This is a genomic window from Acinetobacter sp. ACNIH3 (assembly GCF_002918965.1).
GTDB lineage: Bacteria > Pseudomonadota > Gammaproteobacteria > Pseudomonadales > Moraxellaceae > Acinetobacter > Acinetobacter schindleri.
In genome coordinates this window covers 1-2740 of sequence record NZ_PQLP01000105.1, presented here as the reverse complement: position 1 = coordinate 2740, position 2740 = coordinate 1, and the positions used below count along the sequence as shown (strand labels likewise).

Annotated in this window: 3 protein-coding genes and 1 pseudogene; 1 reads left to right on the top strand and 3 read right to left on the bottom strand. The window is 40.6% G+C overall.

What is annotated here, in order from left to right; translation table 11 throughout:
- On the top strand, window positions 1-366 hold a 366-nt coding region (locus C3420_RS16720), incomplete at its 5' end, for an IS66 family transposase (protein WP_146048178.1).
- Between the two features lie 31 nt (window positions 367-397).
- Here the strand turns inward: C3420_RS16720 and C3420_RS16715 are convergent.
- The 3 genes and pseudogenes from C3420_RS16715 to C3420_RS16705 all read right to left on the bottom strand — a co-directional run.
- Window positions 398-595: pseudogene (locus tag C3420_RS16715) on the bottom strand (Dps family protein); the annotation flags it as partial.
- 52 nt (window positions 596-647) lie between these two features.
- Window positions 648-1352, bottom strand: coding sequence for an IS6 family transposase (locus tag C3420_RS16710; protein WP_103801078.1), 705 nt, complete (start codon window positions 1350-1352; stop codon window positions 648-650).
- Window positions 1353-1422: 70 nt separating this feature from the next.
- Window positions 1423-2703, bottom strand: a complete 1281-nt coding sequence (locus C3420_RS16705; protein ID WP_004668302.1) for a cation transporter — start codon at window positions 2701-2703, stop codon at window positions 1423-1425.
- Between the last annotated feature and the right edge of the window lie 37 nt (window positions 2704-2740).

Here is a 2740-nt window from a genome sequence, read left to right as displayed (position 1 = left end):
GAATGGCTCAACCAACATCATCTGACAGTGCCATCGAGTTCTCCCACCGCCAAGGCGATCAATTACAGCCTAAAACGTTGGCAGGCACTCTGCCGCTATCTGGATGATGGTAATTTGCCTATAGATAATAACTGGATTGAAAATCAGATGCGTCCCTGGGCGTTGGGGCGCAAGAACTGGCTGTTTGCTGGCTCGCTGCGCAGCGGCCAACGAGCTGCCAATATCATGACTTTAATCCAGTCAGCAAAGCTGAATGGCTTGGATCCGTATGCCTATTTAAGTGATGTGCTGAAAAGGCTGCCGACACATAAAGTGACCCAGATTGAAGAGTTACTGCCACACTGCTGGAAACCTAAATCGAATTAAAAATTGGTATGGGATTCAGCGGACGCTTACCGCCTTCCACCTCTTTAATGGATGCTAATTTCACAAATTGCTTATATGTTCCAGGTGCAGCGAAACCTAACGAACGAATTCGTTCAGCAATAATGTCTAATGCATTCCATTGCTCAGTATATTGGTCCATAAACATATTGTGCAGACTGTTAAATTGAGGACCAGTGACATTCCAGTGAAAATTATGTGTCATCAAATATGGCACTGTTGCAAATAGGGATCTGAGTCGATGATTTTCCCTTCAAAAAAGCTTAGAGACCGAAAACTCTATTTACTAGCCAAACTTCTCCTAGAATATTACCGTTATAAAATAATGAAGCTTGTCCTTTGCGTAGAGCACGCATAACCTCAATTCCTTTAATTGTGGCATAAGCCGTTTTCATAGACTTGAATCCCAACGTAGCCTTGATGATCCGTTTGAGCTTGCCATGATCACATTCAATCACGTTATTCTTGTATTTAATCTGTCGATGGTCCAGGTCTTCAGGACACTTTCCTTCCTGTTTTAGTCGCGACAAAGCACGTCCATATGTGGGTGCTTTATCCGTGTTGATCACTTGTGGAATTTGCCACTTCTTCACATTATTTAAAATTTTTCCAAGAAAACAATATGCTGATTTGGTATTACGTCTAGAAGAAAGATAAAAATCAATGGTATCGCCACGTTGATCGACTGCACGATACAGATAAGACCATCGTCCATTCACTTTTACATAGGTTTCATCAATATGCCACGAGCTCAGATCTGTAGGATTACGCCAATACCAGCGTAAACGTTTTTCTATTTCAGGAGCATAACGTTGAACCCAACGGTAAATAGTCGTGTGATCAACATTCACACCCCGTTCGGCCAGCATTTCCTGCAGTTCACGATAGCTAATGCCATATTTACAATACCAGCACACAGCCCAAAGAATGATTTCGCCCTGAAAATGCCGACCATGGAAAGGATTCATATGCTGCACCTTTAGCTAAAACAGTCTTCAGCTTACCATTCGTGGTTATTTGCAACAGTGCCCGATACTCTTACTTCAAAGCCAAAATTTTTCGGGCACCATTAAGTACGAATAAAGAAACCAGTATGCCAATGATTAAGTCTGGATAAGCTGATCCCGTCCACGCCACGAGTACACCGGCAAATATAACGCCCATATTTACGACAACGTCATTCGCCGAGAAAATCCAACTGGCTTTCATATGTGCGCCATCTTCTCGATGACCAGAAATAAGATATAAGCATGTCACGTTAGCTATAAGTGCGAGCAGGCCAATAACAATCATGAGCGTTGATTCTGGCTCGCTTCCAAACATGAATCGTCTAATGACATCAACAATCACGATAACAGCAAGTAATAACTGAATCCAACCTGCGAAATGGGCTGCTTTTATTTGATATTTCGCAGCTTTTCCGACGGCATATAGCGCAATACCATAAACGGCTGCATCGGCAAACATATCTAGAGAATCAGCAATCAATCCTGTAGACGCAGCAATAATACCGCTGATGAATTCTATAAAGAAAAGTAGAGCATTAATACCTAATAACAGTTTAAGTACTTTAGCTTGTCTCACAGGATCAGGTTCATTAGGTATATCGCCTGAAGAAAGCTGTGTTTCATCAAGTTTCGCCCCAAAACCCAGTCCTTCGAGTTTAGCCGTAATTTGCTGAATCCCTTCATTATGGAAGACTTTCAGTTTTCGATTGGGAAGATCAAAAGTAAGACCTTTAACTGCTTCAATATCTGCAAGAGCCATACGGACCATTTGCTCTTCAGCAGAGCAATCCATTTTAGGAATGGTGTAGGTACTTGTTTGCTTAGCCTGTTGATTGCTTATATAAGTTTCAGTCTTCACAAGCTTTGCACCAAAACCCAAAGCTTCAAGTTTGGTGGTTATATTTTCATCTTTTTGATTATGTAGAACCTTTAAAGAACGGTTAGGTAAATCAAAGATGAGTTTTTGAACACCATCAATTGAAGATAGCGCCATACGAACCATCTGTTCTTCCGCAGAACAATCCATTTTGGGAACTAAGTATTCACTCATGTAGTGCGAATCTTTTAAAACGTCTTCAGTGCTTAAATTTTCTTTGGGATCAGAACCATAACAGGATTGAGCGGTATCTTCACAACTGTTTGAAGTGTTACAGCAAGGAGATGAAGATTTTTTTTCTTCCTCTTCACCACAACAGCTAAGCGTATTATCACAATTCTTTGAATTGTTTGCTTCTGCAATTGATGGATGATTTTCTTGTTGAGATTTCTTATCTTCGCATGGTGTTTCTTTACTACATCCACAACCACTCATAATTATACCCATTAAAAAAATTATAAACTTTGAATAT